The sequence below is a fragment of the Flavobacterium profundi genome, assembly GCF_006491645.1.
Taxonomy (GTDB): domain Bacteria; phylum Bacteroidota; class Bacteroidia; order Flavobacteriales; family Flavobacteriaceae; genus Flavobacterium; species Flavobacterium profundi.
Map to the genome: position 1 here is coordinate 454219 of NZ_VDCZ01000001.1, position 16519 is coordinate 470737.

Genomic DNA, 16519 nt, shown 5'->3' on the forward strand with positions numbered 1-16519 from the left:
TATGATTATCACTTCATTTAAACATTCAAATAAATTACATTGGTGTATTGCAATTTCTTCTTGTGATAATGGTGTAGAGTTAGAAACAGAAATAAAAAACTTTTTAAATTATAATTATACTCCGGAATATATTCATTTATTGAGACCTGATAATTCCGAAAATTATAAAATAACAAAAGAAAGAATACCAAATTTTGAGAAAATTAAAATCGATGAATTTAAATATAGTTCTGATGGAAAAATAATTAATACATCAAATGGTTTAGAAATTAATGAGAATATTTATTCAGAAATTTCAAAATCTATATGTACATATTTTTTAGTTAAATATGATTCAATTCTAAAAGCGGGTTTAGAATCCTACTTTTTATTACCTTCTGGTGTTCATGCTACACACTTTATTAGAATTGCAAATATTTTTAAAGAGAGCCATGATATAAATATTTTAGCAATTTTTTTGCTGCCTTATTTTAAAAATAATCCAGATATAATTTATTCAGATACGCCAACAATTTTTCCTTTAGTATATTCTTGTATACTGTATAAAAACATGAATAATGATAAGGTATATAATCCGAGAGTTAAATTTTATTCATCAAATAGAGTTACAAAAGATGAAATTGAAAATATCGGTAATTCTTTATTCATTGTTTCAACCTCTATAAATGGTTCTTTACCAAAAAAATTAAATGATTTAGGTGTAGATTGGTCTAAAATTACTGTTTTGTTTTCTTTTGATAAAAATAATGAAAGTTTATACTCAGTCATGAGTAAACAAAATTCATTAGAAATTTTGAGCACTGAATTTGTTTCTAAAAAGCCAGAAGAATTTAAGAAGCTATTTCCCAATAGAACTTTTGAAATAAAATTTGAAGATGAACAATTTATACCTTCTCCACCAACTATATCTCGATTCAAAATAATTTTAAAAGACGCACCTGAAAATTTAAGTGATTTGATGTATAATTACTTGAAATATGACTTTGTAAGTTGTTACAAAGGGCAAAATTCCTTAGGTAAAACAAGAGATATTTATATTGATGTAAGTAAACTTTTTATAGATATTAATAAAGATAATGAGGATTTAAATCATTTTGAAAAAAAGACAAAAAATTTAATAATAAATCAACTTCCAATCAATATTAAAAGTATAATTTATGTTGATGATGCAGAATCAAAATACATTGCTGATAAAATTAAAGAATACTATAAAATAGCACATTCTAAAGATGTAGAATCAGTTTTTTATAAAGATTTAAAATTAGACGATTCGTTTTCTGAACCCTCTTGTTACCTTGTTTGTTCATCATGTATATCAAATGGTAAAAAAATATCAGATGTTAGTCGAAAATTGAGGACACAAGAACATTCTCAAATTATATATTTTAATGGTTTTGTTAGATGTATTGATGAAAAAGCATATTCAAACTTAATGAGCAATATTAAGTATGGTAAATACAATGATTTTTCAACATATAGTTTTATTACAATAGATAAAATATTATTGCCTAATGAAGATAGTGATAGTATAAGCTGGGAGTTTGAAAAAGAATTACTAAAAAGTTTATTACACGGTTTTAATGATTTTGGAACAAATCAAATAATTAATGAAAAAACAAAATCATTTTTTCAAGAACGCTATGATGCTTTAATTAAAAATAAAGAAGGTCTAATAAATAATGTATATCTTAATAAGTCTAATGGTAGTAGATTATTTTTAAATAAGAATTTTGCATTTTTTAAGTTTACTGATTGGAAGCCTGAAGAAATTCAACAATCTAAAGTATATTTTTCAATTTTATCTGTATTGCATAATTTTAGAATTAAAAAAAATATTAAGCAAACTATTTACGAGAGACATATTTTTGATCCTGAAAATTTTAATAGATACAATGATGGGATAATTCAGGCTTCATTTTTAAGAGCAGCAACAAATAAAGAATTAAATTATGAAATAGATAGAGATTCAAGTTCATTAATGACTACTATTATAAATAGTTCTATTGAAGAAAATGAAAACAAAGACACTGCACCATACGAGTTTTTAATGGCTATTTGTATAGGTAAGCTAACTCTACAAAAAAATGATTTGAATTCAATTTATGAAAAGTATAAAGAACATCCTGATAATATAATTGGAGTTTTATTACAGGTTATTTATTCTAAATATCTTGAAAAGAATGAGTAAATTAAGAAATAAAATAATTCACGATTCAAAATTAAATCCATTCAATGATAATTTTGATATTAATTATATAAAATCAGTCGTTTCAGAATTAGAAGATAATGAAGAATCTCATAAACTATTTCCTTTTCTTTTACTTGCAGATGATTTTAATAGTTTATTTCAAAGTACTTTTAATCAATTAAAGAAAATAATTATTGAATCAAATTTGAATTATAATGAACTTATTGAATTCATAATTTCTTCATCAAATAGACACTATTTACTTCTTCATAAAACTTCAAGCACAACAAAACATGAGCTTAATTTTCAAGATTTTTTCAAAAGAACAATTGAATCTATCGACAAATCAATCGGTAAAATAGATGCAAGAGCAGCACTTGAAACAGAAATAGACAATATTAATACATTAATAAACTATCTTAAATATTTCGAAGGAGAATTAAAACCTTCACATGAAATTGAAAATGATACGTTAAGAGTTGATAGTATAATTAAATTAATGCTGTCTACAAATTATTACAATGTAATTAGGTTTTCACATGAAGATGCATTGTTCAACAATGGTTATATCGAATACATAAAAGATAGCAATACAATTCACTATAAATATGATAATGTAAATGAACTATTTCTGGGCAAGATTGGTTACTTCAGGCTCAATAGAAATGTTTCAGCTCATTTTTTTATTTTAAAAGAACATTTAGATAATTATTCAGATGTTAGAAGTTTAATTTCTAAAAATTATGAAGGTAAGAACCAAACTAAAAGAATTAAAAAAACAAAAATTACTCAGGGATTAGTAGAGTTTGAATTAGCTTCTGGTCTTGATACAAATGAATTTTACAATTTCCTGTTTTTGGATGTGCAACTAAGAACATATTATGATTTCATTTATAATGTAATAATGCCAAATGCTGAAGGTCTTACTTTAAAAGATTGTCTTATTCTGTTTAATATGACACAAAGCATTTTTAACAATGTTGTAACCTTTAATAACGTTGAAGATGATAGTGTAATGAGAATAAAAGAGTTTGGTAAATTTCCTTCTAAAATAAATTCAAATAATTTAAAATTTTACTTAAAATCAAGAACAAAATATTCTGCTAAACAAATAAATTATTTTTTAAATTTATTAGTAAACAAAAAAGACCAAAGATTAAATTTCTGGAGTTATCCATTTCTTGAAAAAAATGGCTTTTATTATGTTCCACTATTATCATTTTTAAGCCCTCTTATTTTTGTTTTATCAGATAAATGGTTAGAAGATAGCGGCTTTGATTTAGAAGAAAGAGGTTCTTACTTTGAAAAAAATATCAAAGAGAATTTTACTGAAGCATTAAAAAATAAAAAATACGATTTTATTATTCCTAATATCTCAAAATACACTTTATCTGATGGTAAATTTGAAGAGATAGATCTAATTATGAATCTTAAAAATGTAGTTGTCATTGCTGAGGTAAAGTGTATTAAATACTCATTAACTCCAAGAGATGAATTTAATGCTTTAAAAAGATTAAGAGAAGGAGCAAGACAAATAAATAGAAAAACAGAATTTATAGTAAACAATTCAGAAAAATTTAAAAAAGAAATTGGAGATATTTCAGGAAAAAAAATAATCAAAATTGTATTAACAAACTTTCCAAGTTATAGTGGTTATATCTTTGAGGATGTTCCAATAGTCGATTATTATTTAATCGAGTCTTACATTAAATCAGGTAAAATTTCAAGTTATAAACTTGTAAGTGAAAATGGTAAAATAACTGAAAACAAATTAAGAGCTGAAGAAAAATTCTATGATAATGAAGATGAGTTTTGTAATAATTTTGAAAGTTTTGTTTTTAAACCTGGTTACATAGAAAAGTGTAGAGATTATTTTGAATTTAAAGCAAATAAATTATCAGTTGAAAATGACGCATATAATATTTATTTAGATAGTGTTGAATTTAAAACAGTGTAATTCATAATTTAAACTTTAACACTTTATTTGTAACTTTATGAATATTATAGCGTTTAATACATAAAAGCAACTTAAGTTCAAAATGAAGTAAATAGCAATTTTACACTATTTAGATATTGTTTTATTAATAAAAATAGTTACATTTGGAACGTAATTTGCATTACAATCAGCATTATGTACTTAACTATCGACATACAAGAAATGGCACAACCTGTAGTAAATGATACTAAAAGGGTTCCATTAGTATTAAAGTTTCTTTACTTTTTAAAAGGTAGATTAGTAACTAAATACAATAAACATCTTACTACTTTTAATTTAGCTTTAGAAGGCGCTATCAATCGTGTTGATGACATTTCTGTTGAAAAATCTAAAAAACTTTTAGATGAGACAAAGAAGATTATTCTTTCTATTGAGAATGCAGAATCTGATTTGTCTAAATCTAACTATTTAGATAGTGAAGAAGTAAAAGAGAATATAAAATATTCACTTAAATGTTTATATACTTTTGAAAGTAAACTTCATAAACAAGCTTATAAATCTTCACCAACAATCAAAGTTGATAAGGATTTAAAAGAAGGTATAGCAAGAATGAATAAAACTAATATTCATAATTTACTTTCTTGTTAATGAGTTTTCAAAAAGGAGACATCATTGAGGTTTATTTTGATTTACCTTATTCAAAAGAAACAAAAACTCACCCAGCAATTATTATTTCTAATGAAGACGTTTATGATAAAGACGATATTTACGTCTGTGTTATGATGACTTCGAATAATCAAATTGATGCGTTTTCTTTTGAAATTACTCAAGATATGCTTAACCATACAAACAATAAAGATTTTAGTCAAGCACGTTGTCATTTAATTTCTTATGTTATGGACAAACATATTGTTGGCAATAAACCTAAAAATTCTTTAAAAGAGAATGCATTAAATCGATTAATAGTTAGAATAAATAATACTGTTTTTTAAATTGAATAGGTACGCTATCGCTGTCGTATTTGCATCCCACCCGTCCAACGCTCCCCAAAGCATTAGTGTTTTTTTTCCCAACGCAATAAGCACTTGTTTTCCCATAAGTAAGTCAATAAAAAAAGGTTTTCTGTTTTTCCAACCCCACGCGCACAGTAAACCTTTTTTCATCCACTTACACCCAAGCTAAAAAACAAGAGCTTCCCAACGCTAAAAACCACTCCCAAGCTATTTTACATAATGATGGCAACATTATAGTTCAAAAAAAAGCGGTAATAATTTTAGTGGTAATTTTTTAGAACTATAATTTCATTATGTAAAATATCCGCTCAGCCAACGCTCCCACCCGTAATAGGAACAGTATTTTCATTGTTTTTTGAAGATGCTTCACATTTTCATTAGACTTTAACTGTAAACTGCGACTGACAACTTCTTACTGACTTTTCAAGCATCCTCAAAAATCAAAATTGCCCGCAAGAGTATAGTTTTTCATTTGCCACACCGATAGAATTAAAATCAAAAACACAGTAAGCAAATAAAAATCTATACCCTTGCTTCGCTACTGCCAACGCACTCGGTAAGCTCAGTAGGGGCAATCTCCCATTTCCCCAAACCCCTATGGATGCAATTTTTTTTAAAATAATGCCAGACGTTTTTCACTCCGATTGAAATTAATCAATAAGCATTCTTTCAAAAAAAACAGCTAAAATTTTCACCATACTGGAAACATTTTTACCAAACGGAAAAACAAGTACATACTTGCGATTGTGGAATGGTTAAAAAAATAATGTTCTTTTTCTTAATACTGAATTCTAACAATTTATGATAATTAATAACAAATTTTGACAAAACAATTAAGATTTAAAAAAATAATGTAAAGAAGTAATAATTTTGAGTAAGTAAAAATCAATACCAAAGCCGTACCAAGTCCGCAAAATTGAATTTTTAATTTTTAAATTATATAGACATGGGTAAAATAGGTAGAGGTATTCTTGGAGGAGTATCAGGAAAAGTAGCCAATATTGTTGGTTCAAGATGGAAAGGAATTGATTACATTAGAGCTAAACCTCAAAGTGTAGCTAATCCAAGAACACTATTACAAGTGAATCAAAGAACAAAATTTGCTTTAGTGTTGAGGTTTTTACAACCTAACTTAAATTTCATTAAGGTTGGTTATAAAAATTATGCGGTTAAGAAATCACAGTTTAATAGTGCGATGTCTTATATTTTGAATAATGCAATTACAGGAGTTTCTCCTGATTTTGAAATTGATTATTCAATGGCGTTATTGTCAAGAGGTAATTTAGCAGGAGCTTTAAACCCTGTTTTCGATTTAACTACACCAGGACAAGTGCAATTTAGTTGGGATGATAACTCAGCTGAAGGTAATGCGTTAGCAACTGATAAAGTTATGGTAGTAGCTTTCAATCCATTAAAAGGAGAGAGTGTTTACTTAACTGAAGGAGCTACAAGGGCAGATTTATCACAAACGGTAATTATACCTAATAGCTATGCTGGGGATGAATTACATATGTTTATTTCGTTCATGAATGCAGAAGAAACACAATTATCAAATAGTATCTATATTGGCTCTGGTACGGCTTCATAATAATATTAGATACTTATTTTAAGAACCACCTGTAAAAGGGTGGTTTTTTTATTGTATTACCGATAAGGTCATTTATTGTAAATTATTTTCTTGATTTCACTTTCGCTTAAATCATATATTTCCATTATCCCTATTTCTCTTAACTCTAAGGCTCTATCTTTCATAAAATGGAAGTAAGGACTATAACTACCAACTTTGAGTGTTATAACGACGATTTGACAATTATTTTCTAATTCATGATTTATATTTTCAACGTAAAAATGATTTATTGGAATTAAAGCACTAACAAAAGGTAAATTTATTGTTTCGCCAATTCTTGGAACATGTGTTAGTTTATCAACAGTAAATTGACATCTGTAATTAAAATAAGAAATATAAAAGTGATAAATAGCCTTGTTGAAGCTTAAATTTAATTTGCGTTCATATGTGAAAATTTTTGAATGCATTTTCAATAAAAGCTTTCTTAATATATGTGATTTTAAATTTGTAGCTGCTTCAATATCTTTCATTTTTGGAAAAGGAATATCTAACTCTTCATCAAGATAGTCTTTTGCTAAAACAAAATCGATTATTGGTTTGTATTCTAAATCATCTTTAAAAAGATCTTTCAATTGATTACCAATATAAATAAAGTCTTTAATTATTTGTTTTACTGATACTTGTGTTTCCATGATTTACATTTTTATATAAAAATAATAAATTAAGAAACTAAATGATTGTGGGGATAATGTGGGGATATATTGCAAATAAAAAACCCTAACTAATTGATATTCAATCGTTAGGGTTTTAATTCTGCGGAGAAAGAGGGATTTGTCTACTACAAAATTCACCAATAAAATCAACACTTTACAAAGTATGTTGTTTAAGTGACTCCTCGACTGACTCCTCTTTTATAAGGCTACTATTATTCTAAATTCAAAGTACTCAAATATAAGCATAATTATTTGAATATTAAAGTATCAAGACTAAAAATTGAACTAGTTATTTTAAAGCTTAGTAGTGCTTTTTTGATTAAAATTTGTCTGAAGTATTTTTCAATTTTAACCAAAAATCAAGTGAGTTACTTGTTCATATTTTATGCCACTATATGTACAGAACTCATCAATCGTTAGAAACTCATTTTCGAGCTTATTGAGGTCTTTTTTTATCTTTTGCAACAATCTAGTACTTTGACGATAACTCTTGCCTGTTATACGTTGTATGTCCTTTGGATAGATGCACACCCTCTGATTTTTCAATTTCATACTTTATCTATAGCTTTGATATAGCGATGCTATACTTCTGACGAGCAGAAAATCTTCTGCAATTTAATTATAATTTTTCATACTCATTAATTGTGCCTTTATGCTCATTTAAGACACTTGTGTCGATTTTGGACATATGGTACACTTATGACTTTTTCTTTGCAGAAATGCTTTGTAAACTTTGTATTAATCATTCGAAATGTGGTTGCAACTGATTGAAAGAATGAAGGAGATTTTAAAAGAATGTTTAACGAAATTTTGAAGTTATGGCTAGACAGAAAGGCATAATTAAATTGAAAGGTACTATCGGGGATATTACCTTTTACAAAACGCAAGATGGTCATTTAGCTCGTGAGAAAGGTGGAATTGACGCAAGCAGAATTGCGAGTGATCCTGCGTTTCAGAGAACACGTGAAAACGGTTCTGAATTTGGTAGAGCTGGAAAAGCCGGAAAGATTTTGCGCACCGCTTTAAGACCATTGCTTTTGAATTCTGCTGATGGTAGAATGGTGAGTCGTTTGACTCAAACAATGGTAAAAGTAATTCAAGCTGATGCTGTGAGTGAAAGAGGATTACGAAATGTAATTGATGGAGAAATTGAATTGGTACTAGGTTTCGAATTTAATATTCGTGGAAAATTAGGTACTTCTTTATTTGCTCCATTTACCTCAGCAATTGATAGAGCTGCGGGAACATTGGATGTTTCTATTCCATCGTTTGTACCTGCGAATATGATTGCTGCTCCAAGTGGAACAACTCACTTTAAAGTGATTTCTGGAGGAGCTGAAATCGATTTTACGAACGAAACCTATGTGGTAGAAACTACCGAAACGGCAATTTTGCCTTGGGATGGAACAGCTACAGCTGTAATCAACTTGAGTAATGCCGTTACGGCTAACTCTACTCACCCTTTAGTTTTGGCTTTAGGTATTGAGTTTTACCAAGAGATTAATGGACAAATGTACCCTTTGAAAAATGGTGCTTTCAACCCGTTATCGATTGTTAAAGTTGATGGTGGCGTGTAATGGTTATTTGGTTAACTAGAACTTATTTCCCTGAAGGAACTAATGGAAAACTCGAATGTGAAGGCAAATTGATATGCAATACCATAGAATTGCCTTGGAAGATGAACGAAACAAGAGTTTCCTGTATTCCGGAAGGGAAATATTTTATTAGAAAGCGATATAGCTCAAAATACAAATGGCATTTGGAATTAGTGGATGTTCCGAATAGAAAGTTTATTCTTTTTCATCCTGCTAATAATGCGCAAAAGGAATTACAAGGCTGTATTGCTCCGGTTACTAAACTTTCTGGACCAGGATTAGGATTGTTGTCTAGAAAAGCTTTTGAGAAGCTTAAAAGCATTGTTTACAAAGCTTTGGATAATCATGAAAGTGTTACGTTAATTGTTCAATCTTAAATTATAATTATGAAAAATATAGTTAATAGAGTTTCGGCTCCCACACCTAAGTTTTTTAAAGTGCTTCGTACTATTGGTTTGGTATTAGCGGCAGTTGGTGGAACTATTTTAGCAGCTCCAGTAGCTTTGCCAGTTGTTGTTACAACCATTGGCGGTTATGTTGCGGTTGCTGGAAGTGTTTTGACAGCTGCAAGTCAGTTGACAATTCCAAATGACAGCGAATAATCACACGCTAATAGGTACTGCAGGAGGTACATTTTTAAGTATTGCACCCAATATTCAATCTGAAGATATTGCAAAAACGGTTATCTTAGCCACTATTGGAGCTGTAGTCAGTTTTACTATTTCGTTAGTACTTAAAAGCCTGAATAAGAAGCACAAAAAATAAGTTTAGCCCTTGTTGTGGTGACCTTTGGGTTAAACAAAACGAAAGTCAGGTCTAAAAAGACTTGACTTTTTTTATTTATTAATTATATTTGAATTAACTAATTTATGAATACTAGTAATCCTTAGTTTTTTATCGGTTACTCTTTTTAGATGTCCTCCAGCAACATTTTTCCAGTTTACACTGGGTGGAATAACAGTTTATAACTATATTAAAAATCTAGAAGATATGAATGACATTGGAATTTTTTTGAAAAGGTGGATTGGAGTTAACGCGGACAGACCAAAAGTAAAAAAGTCTAATCGATTTAAAGCTAAGAACGAACATATTGCAGTTAACTTCTCAGGTTCGATCCCTGACTGTCCACAAGAAAATAACCCAGCACTGCTGGGTTATTTAGTATTACAATAACGATATAAAATAACTCTTCGCATATCATTGAAAAGGTTGATGTTATCGTGAAATTGATTTTCTTTTTGCTCCAAAAGTTTGAGAGCTGCAACGTGTTTAATGTGAGTTTCGTGTTCATCCATCATAACTTTAGACTTTATAAAAAACTCCTTTTTAAAATCGTTAAGACGTAAAAATGGAATTACGGAACCAACCAAATGTTGATGCCAAAAGTTAGTTTTCCATAAACTATAAGCAACAAAATAAAGATTTTCACAATCCTGTTCTAAATCAAATATGATTACAAAACAGTTCGTAAATGACTCTTTTTTCGGCTTTCCGCTGTTCATTCCTTTGTTAAGTATGAATAAATGAGGTTTCGAGTAAATCGTGTCTTTTTGGTGGGTTTTAATGATAAAATTCTGCATAACATTAGACTTTAAAATTGATTAGATTTTCAGTTTTTCGCAGATTTCCTATTGAAATGCAGATGTGCCTCGCTACGCTTCGCCCATTAAAATTTTTCAAAAGAAAAAAAAGAAAAAAAGAAAGCCATTCGTCCAAGTGAAAGGTTTCAAAAAAGCAAGTTTTTCAGAAAAAATACTACCCGATACGTGATTGAAATCGGAAATGGTTAAGCAGAATAGAAATGTGTTTTGAAACTTTTTGGGTGGAGATTTTTTCGGAAACCCGAAGGGCTTGAACTTGCTTTTTTGAATACCTAAAACTTATTTTTGCTTCCTTTTTTACTTTATTTTTTTTGAAATATCCAATCGGAATGTTCTTGTTTAATCGGATTGTAGCTAATGAAATGAGTGTTGATTTGAAAGATAGACGTCTTTGGAAAGGGTATCAAATTCTTTGGATGGATTAATTAACCTAATCAGAAAATAATAAAGCTATTTATTCGGTCAAAGAATTTGATACTCTTTCTTGGATTTGATTTTTGAGGATGCCTAGAAATCAGTTGATAGTCGCAGTGTTCAGTTAAAAGAAAAGTGTCTTATGAAAACGGGAAGCATCTTCAAAAAACAATGCATTAAAATACCGAGTGCGATGTGGCAGTAGCGCAAGTAAGGGTATTATTTTTTATTTGCTTACTGTGATGTTTCTGATTGCTTTAGTGGAAAAGCTGATACCTGAGATACAGTTGGCAGTCGCAGTATTCAGTTTGCATAAGATTATCTTAAAAAAAATGTTATAGCATCAGCTTTTCCGTTGGAGCAATAACTGTTTATTTACTGGCAAATAAAAAATGATACTCTTACTGGAAATTTTGGTTTTGTGGGTAATAAAAAGGCTTTTACCATAGGCAAATTAACTGAATTTCAAAGCCATTTTATTACTTACAAAAGCAATGCAAATACTTCCTATTTAACCATAAAGCTAATAAAAACAGTTACGGTGAACGTTCTTAAAATCGATAATAACAGAAAATATTCCTATGAAATAGAGAACGTTGTTAAAGGCAGTGGCGAAGGACTGTGTTTTTTGTAGCTGGGTGATGCGATGGAAGCTGCAAAAAATGTTGTCCTGGAGCCACTGGCAAGAGCGTTGGACGAGCGGCTTTTTTACATAATGTTATTATAATGGCTTGTCCCTTGCCCGAAGGGATTATAATGCCACATTATGTAACTAAGCTTTGGGGAAAGTTTTTGTTGCCTTGTACCATTTATCTATCGGAGGGACAAACTTCTGGCATACAAAAACTTTTGGAGCGTTGGGAAGAAGTGGCAATAAAAATGTTGAAATTGTTTATAACTATTTTTAAAATACTTGTTGACAAATAATATTTTTTTTGTAATTTTGTCAACAAACAGATAGTTTAAATCTTTAATTATGGAAAATGTATTTGCAAATAGACTACAATCAGCCAGAAGGATGGCAGGTTTGTCTCTTCAAGGACTCGCCGACAAACTAGATAACCTAGTTAGCAAGCAGTCTTTGAATAAATATGAGCAAGGTGTCATGAAGCCAGATAGTGAGGTTTTAATTGCATTGGCTAATTCTTTAAGTGTTTCTATAGATTATTTTTACTCGGTGCCTAGTGTGAAAATTGAATTTGAGAGTATTGATTTTAGAAAATACAGTTCAAAGCTGTCTAAGACTGAAGAGGCTTCTGTTATTGAAAAAGCTAAAGACTGTTTTGAAAGGTATTTTGAATTGGAGGATATTCTTCAATTAAATGAGAAGTATGACTATTTTACTTTTGATAAAGAAATTAAGACTGCCGAAGATGCTGAGGATGCTGCAAAAAAACTACGAGAAGAGTGGAATTTAGGATATGACCCTATACCTGATGTTGTTGAAATGCTAGAGGATAAAGGTTATAAAGTGATTGATCTTTTAGTTAATGATGCTTTTGATGGTATGAAAGCTACAGTTGGAGACAAAAAAATCATTGTATTGAAAAAGAGTGTTAATGCTAATGATGATGTGGTTAGAAAACGATTTACTGCATTGCATGAATTGGCACATCACGCATTGACTTTTGCAAAAGATTTGAAGCATGCAGAAGAGGAAAAATTATGTCATGTTTTTGCATGTGCTGTATTGTATCCAGAAGAAATGGCGAAAAAAGAGTTGCATAAACAACGTTTTCACTTCTATCAAAAAGAGTTGGAAATTATAAAAGAACGTTGGGGAATATCGTTTACTGCTATTTTTCATAGAGCACATCGATTAGGGATATTGAACGATTTTATTTTAAGAAAGTTCCATGTTGGCTATAAAAAAAGAGGTTATCATGTTCCAAATTGTGAACCTGGTAGGTACAGGAGTAAAGAAGTACCAACTCGTATGGAACGATTGGTGTATATGGGATTAGCAAAAGAAGTTCTGACAATTAATGAAGCTGCTTATTTTTCAGGTATAACAGCTTGGCAATTGCGTGGTAAAATGAAATTATTGGTATGAAATTAATTATTACAGATGTAAGTGTATTATTTGATCTCTATCAGTTGGAGATTTTACCAGAGTTTTTTGCTTTGAAAGCGGAAATCTCTACTACTTCATTTGTATATAATGAAATTGTAATTGCTAATCAGGTTATTGAATTTGAGGTTTACAAAAGGTCACAAAAATTAAACGTTATTATGTTGACTGACGAAGAGCAAGATGCAGTAAATCAATTTACAACAAAGAGTAGCCTCAAATCGTTACCAGATAAAACAATGCTTTGGAAGTCAATTCAACTTAACTGTGCATTACTTACCTGTGATAGAAAATTAAAATTAGAGGCTAAAGAACACGGAATTGAAGTTCACGGTAGTATTTGGGTTATTGAGAAATTGGAAGAAGAAAATATATTGGATAAGTCTAAAGCTATTGCTTTGTTAGAGAAACTCAAAACAGTTAATGACAGATTACCAATGGAAGAGATAGATAGATTAATTAAGAAATTTAAAACATAAATATTGATAACATAAAAAAACCGAAGCTATGGAATGGTGCTTCGGTCAGAGTAATTTAATTGATTGGACCCGCTTAAATTATTCTGCAAAAGTAATAGAATTCTATTTATTACCTAATTATTCCTTGGGTTTTTAATCAAACGCCTCAGTTTTAAAATGTTTGATGTATTAAATCTGATAGCCATGGCAAAAAATGGTACACCCGGAGATGGGCATCGTAATGGTGCTGTAAAAGGAAGAAGTCAGACTTATAATCCTAAGACTGAACAGTATGTTAAGCGTGACGCTAGTACTGGTCGCTTTATGGATGTTAAGCAAGACGGAACGCCTTTTAAAGGAGTAAGAAAAGAAAAGTAATTTTCTTTTTAGAGTAGTTAGATGTGCTTTACCCAAGAGGGTAAATGCACTTTTGTTTCACCAAAAATAGAATTCTTATGAGTACAATTACTAAAAGATTTCGACACAACCCAAAAGCAACTATTTGCCTTAAAAATAACTGTGTTACAGTTTATGATGAAGTAGCAGAATTAGTGAATGGAATAGCTGTAGTAGCTTCTCTAATTATTGCTTTTTCTCTGGTTGCTAAAGCGTTGAAGTAAGTCATCATTTTTTAGACGAGCTTTTAAGGCTCGTCTAATTTTAAATTAAATAGAATGAATAAATCAGAAAAAGAACGTTTATTGGTTAACATCGGAAGATTTGACCATTATTATGATAGTATCAATAATAAAATTGCAGTTTATATTGCTATAAATACTTTTTTATTAGGAGGTATTATAGGTACTTATTTTACTATTAATTCAAAACTTAGTATTTATAAAACTAGTATAGAATTTTTGATCATATTATTGATTTTAGTAGGATTATTAACTATTGCAGTGTTGATTTATACTAGTATTCCATTTTTAGGATTTAAGTCTTCTTCATTGTATTATTTTGGTACCATATCAAAAAACACTTTTAGTGATTACAAAGAAAAAAGCAAAAAATGTGATGAGAAAGAAGATTTGAACGATTTAAGAGAACAAGTTTATTTCTTATCAAAAGGATTGAGTAAAAAATTTTCAATATTAAGAATAACGGGGCAATCAATGCTTTGTCAAGTTATTGTGTTAATTATTGTATCTCTATTAATTTTTAAAAACAATATTTAAAATGAATATATATTCGGATTATTTTAATGTAATCAAAGAAGCGGTACAGGCAGACCAAAGAAATACTTTATCAAAAGGATTATCTGGAACTAAGCCAATAAATGAAAGCTATAAAGCAACTTTTTCATCAATTAATAATAAAATATCAGATAAAGAACTTGCACCCAGCATGCGTCAATATTCTGAGATTTCTGGCTTAGCCAAACCTAATTACAATCAAACTTTAGGCTTGCATCCTGACTTTGGACATTTGAAGGCAACAAATTCTACTGAAGAGCACTATATTATTTCTTGTTTTGTAGACATTATAGGCAGTACTAATTTATTTAAAAAATTTAGTAAAGAAACGGTTTTCTTAATAACTAATACACTTGTAAAAGCAAATATACATACTGCCTTAATTCATGGTGGTTATATTCAACGTATTCAAGGAGATGGCTTATTTGTTTATTTTGGTGGCAAAAGTATATCAAAAGAAAAAGCTGTTAAGGATGCCTTATTATCTTTAAGCACCTATAGTTATTTTGTTCAAAATGATTTGAAAGATTATTTATTATCTCAAGGAGTTGAGAATATCTCCATAAGAAGTGGTATTGATATTGGAGATGCAGAAGATGTTTTATGGGGTTCTTGTGGAATAGAAAATATTAGTGAGGTTACTACTTGCAGCTTACATACTAGTTTAGCAAGTAAAATGCAGTCTTATGCTAGTAGGTTTGGAATTGTTGCAGGTGACCATGTAAAAAATTTATTGACAAAAAGTGAAGATTATTTTAGCGTGGTTTCTAAAAGAACCGGAAATGAAAACGACCGCTATATTTTCAAAAATCCTGAAGAAGGTTTTTACTATACCCAGCATGATTTTAATTGGGAAAAGTTTTTGAAGGAGCAACCTCATGTTACACTTGATCAAAATGGAAAATTGAATTTTAGACTTCCCGTATCTAATACTATATTAAATCCTTTGCATTTACGACCTATCGCTGAATTGAGTAAACCCTATTTTTATTAATGAATAGAAAATTAAGTAAAGATATTGAAGCGTTCTTGGATATGTATCCTATTTTCTTTTTAGTTGAGAAAACAGAAGTTGCACTTACTTTGGATGGTAAAATTGATATAATTGACGTTGATGGAAATTATTGGGGTAGTTATGATATAAGGATTAAGGTTCCTATCACTAAATATCCCAATACTATTCCTGAGGTTTATGAAATTTCCAAGAAAATAAAACGAGAAAATGACTGGCATATAGCTGCAGACGGAGCTTGTTGTTTGAATATTACTCACCAATTAATACTGTTGAAAAACAAAGGAATTGGTTTGATTTCATTTTATCAAAATAATATCTATCCTTTTTTTGCTAATCATCAATATAAACTTAAAACAGGAAGTTATGCAAATGGTGATTATCCTCATGAATTTGATGGGATAAAATATTATTATGCTCAAGAATTTCATCTTGCAGACACCGAACTCATTATAAAAATTTTAAAATCAATTATTTCAAAAAAAATGCCCAAAAAAGAAGCTGTTTGCATCTGTGGGAAATCCAAATTCAAGCATTGCCATTTACCAGTAGTTACCAAATTATTTTTGTTTGGTATGCATCAATTAAAACAAGATTTATTGTTCTTTGAAGCTGATACTAATTAAAACTATTAGGTTTAAATCTTGATTAATTAAGACCTTGTTTATGTAAGAGATAGAAATAATGATTAAAACTAACTTTAATTAATTTAAAATTTTTTCTTTTATAGTTTGTTTTTTTTACATGAAATTAGCGAA

19 protein-coding genes are annotated in these 16519 nt (G+C 29.3%); 17 read left to right on the plus strand and 2 right to left on the minus strand.

Annotated features, from left to right (window positions below; all coding sequences use genetic code 11):
* Position 1: 1 nt before the first annotated feature.
* The 5 genes from FHG05_RS02300 (at position 2) to FHG05_RS02320 (ending at position 6725) form a co-directional block, all read left to right on the plus strand.
* Positions 2 to 2188, plus strand: a complete 2187-nt coding sequence (locus tag FHG05_RS02300; protein WP_140996383.1) for a hypothetical protein — start codon at positions 2 to 4, stop codon at positions 2186 to 2188.
* Positions 2181 to 4145, plus strand: coding sequence for a hypothetical protein (locus FHG05_RS02305; protein ID WP_140996384.1), 1965 nt, complete (start codon positions 2181 to 2183; stop codon positions 4143 to 4145). Before FHG05_RS02300 ends, FHG05_RS02305 begins: the two co-directional genes overlap by 8 nt.
* 174 nt (positions 4146 to 4319) lie before the next feature.
* Positions 4320 to 4772, plus strand: a complete 453-nt coding sequence (locus tag FHG05_RS02310) for a hypothetical protein (RefSeq protein WP_140996385.1) — start codon at positions 4320 to 4322, stop codon at positions 4770 to 4772.
* Entirely contained in the window at positions 4772 to 5116 is a 345-nt protein-coding gene (locus FHG05_RS02315) for a type II toxin-antitoxin system PemK/MazF family toxin (protein WP_140996386.1), read from the plus strand. Before FHG05_RS02310 ends, FHG05_RS02315 begins: the two co-directional genes overlap by 1 nt.
* Positions 5117 to 6083: 967 nt before the next feature.
* Entirely contained in the window at positions 6084 to 6725 is a 642-nt protein-coding gene (locus tag FHG05_RS02320) for a DUF6266 family protein (RefSeq protein ID WP_140996387.1), read from the plus strand.
* Between the two features lie 68 nt (positions 6726 to 6793).
* Here FHG05_RS02320 and FHG05_RS02325 read toward each other — a convergent pair whose 3' ends face one another.
* Positions 6794 to 7396 (minus strand): hypothetical protein, encoded by a 603-nt coding sequence (locus tag FHG05_RS02325; protein ID WP_140996388.1) that lies wholly within the window; start codon positions 7394 to 7396, stop codon positions 6794 to 6796.
* A gap of 839 nt (positions 7397 to 8235) precedes the next feature.
* On the opposite strand from FHG05_RS02325, the gene FHG05_RS02335 reads away from it, so the two are divergent.
* From FHG05_RS02335 to FHG05_RS02350, 5 genes are all read left to right on the plus strand, one after another.
* Complete coding sequence (locus FHG05_RS02335) at positions 8236 to 8994, plus strand: hypothetical protein (protein WP_072780835.1); 759 nt, start codon at positions 8236 to 8238, stop codon at positions 8992 to 8994.
* Positions 8994 to 9389 carry a DUF5675 family protein gene (locus FHG05_RS02340; RefSeq protein WP_072780838.1) on the plus strand — a complete coding sequence of 132 codons (396 nt, stop codon included), beginning with the start codon at positions 8994 to 8996 and terminating at the stop codon, positions 9387 to 9389. The genes FHG05_RS02335 and FHG05_RS02340 overlap by 1 nt, the downstream gene beginning before the upstream one ends.
* Positions 9390 to 9398: 9 nt before the next feature.
* Complete coding sequence (locus tag FHG05_RS02345; RefSeq protein WP_072780841.1) at positions 9399 to 9614, plus strand: hypothetical protein; 216 nt, start codon at positions 9399 to 9401, stop codon at positions 9612 to 9614.
* On the plus strand, positions 9601 to 9777 hold the full coding sequence (locus FHG05_RS18305; RefSeq protein ID WP_170108208.1) for a hypothetical protein: 177 nt from the start codon (positions 9601 to 9603) through the stop codon (positions 9775 to 9777). The genes FHG05_RS02345 and FHG05_RS18305 overlap by 14 nt, the downstream gene beginning before the upstream one ends.
* A gap of 225 nt (positions 9778 to 10002) precedes the next feature.
* Entirely contained in the window at positions 10003 to 10185 is a 183-nt protein-coding gene (locus tag FHG05_RS02350; protein ID WP_109569968.1) for a hypothetical protein, read from the plus strand.
* Here the strand turns inward: FHG05_RS02350 and FHG05_RS02355 are convergent.
* The gene (locus FHG05_RS02355; protein ID WP_140996389.1) at positions 10167 to 10592 is read right to left on the minus strand and encodes a DUF6943 family protein; all 426 of its coding nucleotides are present in this window, start codon (positions 10590 to 10592) and stop codon (positions 10167 to 10169) included. The genes FHG05_RS02350 and FHG05_RS02355 overlap by 19 nt on opposite strands.
* 1411 nt (positions 10593 to 12003) lie before the next feature.
* Between FHG05_RS02355 and FHG05_RS02360 the strand changes: the two genes are divergently transcribed.
* The 7 genes from FHG05_RS02360 (at position 12004) to FHG05_RS02385 (ending at position 16387) form a co-directional block, all read left to right on the plus strand.
* On the plus strand, positions 12004 to 13080 hold the full coding sequence (locus FHG05_RS02360; protein WP_140996390.1) for a helix-turn-helix domain-containing protein: 1077 nt from the start codon (positions 12004 to 12006) through the stop codon (positions 13078 to 13080).
* Positions 13077 to 13577 (plus strand): hypothetical protein, encoded by a 501-nt coding sequence (locus FHG05_RS02365; RefSeq protein WP_140996391.1) that lies wholly within the window; start codon positions 13077 to 13079, stop codon positions 13575 to 13577. The genes FHG05_RS02360 and FHG05_RS02365 overlap by 4 nt, the downstream gene beginning before the upstream one ends.
* Before the next feature lie 156 nt (positions 13578 to 13733).
* Positions 13734 to 13934 (plus strand): hypothetical protein, encoded by a 201-nt coding sequence (locus FHG05_RS02370; RefSeq protein WP_140996392.1) that lies wholly within the window; start codon positions 13734 to 13736, stop codon positions 13932 to 13934.
* A gap of 77 nt (positions 13935 to 14011) precedes the next feature.
* Positions 14012 to 14176, plus strand: coding sequence for a hypothetical protein (locus tag FHG05_RS18310; protein ID WP_157504147.1), 165 nt, complete (start codon positions 14012 to 14014; stop codon positions 14174 to 14176).
* 54 nt (positions 14177 to 14230) lie between these two features.
* Entirely contained in the window at positions 14231 to 14731 is a 501-nt protein-coding gene (locus tag FHG05_RS02375) for a Pycsar system effector family protein (protein WP_140996393.1), read from the plus strand.
* Position 14732: 1 nt separating this feature from the next.
* The gene (locus tag FHG05_RS02380) at positions 14733 to 15743 is read left to right on the plus strand and encodes an adenylate/guanylate cyclase domain-containing protein (RefSeq protein WP_140996394.1); all 1011 of its coding nucleotides are present in this window, start codon (positions 14733 to 14735) and stop codon (positions 15741 to 15743) included.
* On the plus strand, positions 15743 to 16387 hold the full coding sequence (locus FHG05_RS02385; RefSeq protein WP_140996395.1) for a hypothetical protein: 645 nt from the start codon (positions 15743 to 15745) through the stop codon (positions 16385 to 16387). Before FHG05_RS02380 ends, FHG05_RS02385 begins: the two co-directional genes overlap by 1 nt.
* The last annotated feature ends 132 nt before the right edge of the window (positions 16388 to 16519 follow it).

What these genes read in the sequence shown, in the direction of transcription:
- FHG05_RS02300 (WP_140996383.1), top strand. Translation starts at nt 2, where the DNA reads ATGATTATCACTTCATTTAAACATTCAAATAAATTACATTGGTGTATT.
- FHG05_RS02305 (WP_140996384.1), top strand. Translation starts at nt 2,181, where the DNA reads ATGAGTAAATTAAGAAATAAAATAATTCACGATTCAAAATTAAATCCA.
- FHG05_RS02310 (WP_140996385.1), top strand. Translation starts at nt 4,320, where the DNA reads ATGTACTTAACTATCGACATACAAGAAATGGCACAACCTGTAGTAAAT.
- FHG05_RS02315 (WP_140996386.1), top strand. Translation starts at nt 4,772, where the DNA reads ATGAGTTTTCAAAAAGGAGACATCATTGAGGTTTATTTTGATTTACCT.
- FHG05_RS02320 (WP_140996387.1), top strand. Translation starts at nt 6,084, where the DNA reads ATGGGTAAAATAGGTAGAGGTATTCTTGGAGGAGTATCAGGAAAAGTA.
- FHG05_RS02325 (WP_140996388.1), bottom strand. Translation starts at nt 7,396, where the DNA reads ATGGAAACACAAGTATCAGTAAAACAAATAATTAAAGACTTTATTTAT.
- FHG05_RS02335 (WP_072780835.1), top strand. Translation starts at nt 8,236, where the DNA reads ATGGCTAGACAGAAAGGCATAATTAAATTGAAAGGTACTATCGGGGAT.
- FHG05_RS02340 (WP_072780838.1), top strand. Translation starts at nt 8,994, where the DNA reads ATGGTTATTTGGTTAACTAGAACTTATTTCCCTGAAGGAACTAATGGA.
- FHG05_RS02345 (WP_072780841.1), top strand. Translation starts at nt 9,399, where the DNA reads ATGAAAAATATAGTTAATAGAGTTTCGGCTCCCACACCTAAGTTTTTT.
- FHG05_RS18305 (WP_170108208.1), top strand. Translation starts at nt 9,601, where the DNA reads ATGACAGCGAATAATCACACGCTAATAGGTACTGCAGGAGGTACATTT.
- FHG05_RS02350 (WP_109569968.1), top strand. Translation starts at nt 10,003, where the DNA reads ATGAATGACATTGGAATTTTTTTGAAAAGGTGGATTGGAGTTAACGCG.
- FHG05_RS02355 (WP_140996389.1), bottom strand. Translation starts at nt 10,592, where the DNA reads ATGCAGAATTTTATCATTAAAACCCACCAAAAAGACACGATTTACTCG.
- FHG05_RS02360 (WP_140996390.1), top strand. Translation starts at nt 12,004, where the DNA reads ATGGAAAATGTATTTGCAAATAGACTACAATCAGCCAGAAGGATGGCA.
- FHG05_RS02365 (WP_140996391.1), top strand. Translation starts at nt 13,077, where the DNA reads ATGAAATTAATTATTACAGATGTAAGTGTATTATTTGATCTCTATCAG.
- FHG05_RS02370 (WP_140996392.1), top strand. Translation starts at nt 13,734, where the DNA reads ATGTTTGATGTATTAAATCTGATAGCCATGGCAAAAAATGGTACACCC.
- FHG05_RS18310 (WP_157504147.1), top strand. Translation starts at nt 14,012, where the DNA reads ATGAGTACAATTACTAAAAGATTTCGACACAACCCAAAAGCAACTATT.
- FHG05_RS02375 (WP_140996393.1), top strand. Translation starts at nt 14,231, where the DNA reads ATGAATAAATCAGAAAAAGAACGTTTATTGGTTAACATCGGAAGATTT.
- FHG05_RS02380 (WP_140996394.1), top strand. Translation starts at nt 14,733, where the DNA reads ATGAATATATATTCGGATTATTTTAATGTAATCAAAGAAGCGGTACAG.
- FHG05_RS02385 (WP_140996395.1), top strand. Translation starts at nt 15,743, where the DNA reads ATGAATAGAAAATTAAGTAAAGATATTGAAGCGTTCTTGGATATGTAT.